The sequence below is a fragment of the Streptococcus sp. GMD6S genome, from assembly GCF_000297015.1.
Genome location: NZ_AJRH01000166.1, coordinates 1 through 1,078 on the forward strand (window position 1 = coordinate 1; position 1,078 = coordinate 1,078).

Genomic DNA, 1,078 nt, shown 5'->3' on the forward strand with positions numbered 1-1,078 from the left:
CTCATTATCGAAAATAGTAACTCCTTTGTCAAAATGGTTGAGAATAATCGGACATTTACCAGCCCATTCTTTGATAAGGGGGCGTAGAGAAGAAATGCCGACATCAGATGCAAAGCAAACTAGTGGCTTATTCGTATCTTTAACAGTCAAAGAGGAATCCAGCCAACTCATCTCAATCTCACTGCCAGATGGTAAATGTGTCAAGGTGTTCTTAAAGTTGCTACCACTATTATGAGTCAAAATGAGAATTTCATCTTCATCAGGTGTGGAGGCAATGGTTAGCCATCGACTGGTTTGCTCTCCCTTAGCTTCATATTTTTTAGCAGTAGACGAGGCATCAGGGAGTGTAAACTTAGCATAAGCCCCAGCTTTCCAGATTTGATGACTCGGTTTTGTAATATGAATTAAATATAGATCTCCGCTAGGGTTTTCGATGGATTTTATCGATAATGGCTGGCTTCGTCCAAGATAGGCGATGGCACTCCAAGTTATAAGGGCTAGTAATCCAAGTGTTGATAGAATGATAATAAACATTTTTTTACCTCTTTTCATTTTTTATGACTCCTGTTCTTAATTTTATGAATGAACTATAAAATAATTCATTCATATCTTTTCAAAAAATAAAGAAATCCATTCTTTATTTTAGAACTCCTTTAATGAAGTTGGTTGCAAGTATTTCAACAGTTTTGCCAATATCTGGAAAATCTTTTTCCGTGATGTGCATATCCATATAGTAAAACAGATTATAAACCTGTAAAATCTCTTGAATCTTTTCTGGCGAGTACCCTTCATCCTGCATACGATTTGTAAAAGTTTTAACTAGAAACTGATGAAAAGGATTTGCGACTTTGCCTTCTTCTGAGGAATAGTAGCTATGCAACTCATCGGCTATGGCAGGATTGTACCATTCTGAAAGGATTTTATTGGAAGAAACGAGAGTTCTGGACTGAGCAAATAGTTGACCAATGAGGTCAATCATATCAATTTCCCAATCCAATTCTTCGATCATAGCTTGACGAACACGGTTGTTTTCATCTATATAGATGTCTAGAAAAATGGCTTCTTTACTCTCGTAATA

General features: G+C 36.4%; 2 protein-coding genes. Both read right to left on the minus strand.

Annotated features, from left to right (window positions below; genetic code table 11):
• A partial coding sequence (locus tag GMD6S_RS09395) for a hypothetical protein (protein WP_000820263.1) occupies positions 1-552 on the minus strand: 552 nt, incomplete at its 3' end.
• A gap of 85 nt (positions 553-637) precedes the next feature.
• Positions 638-1,078 (minus strand): hypothetical protein (locus GMD6S_RS09400; RefSeq protein WP_000330030.1); only part of this gene is annotated, 441 nt, incomplete at its 5' end.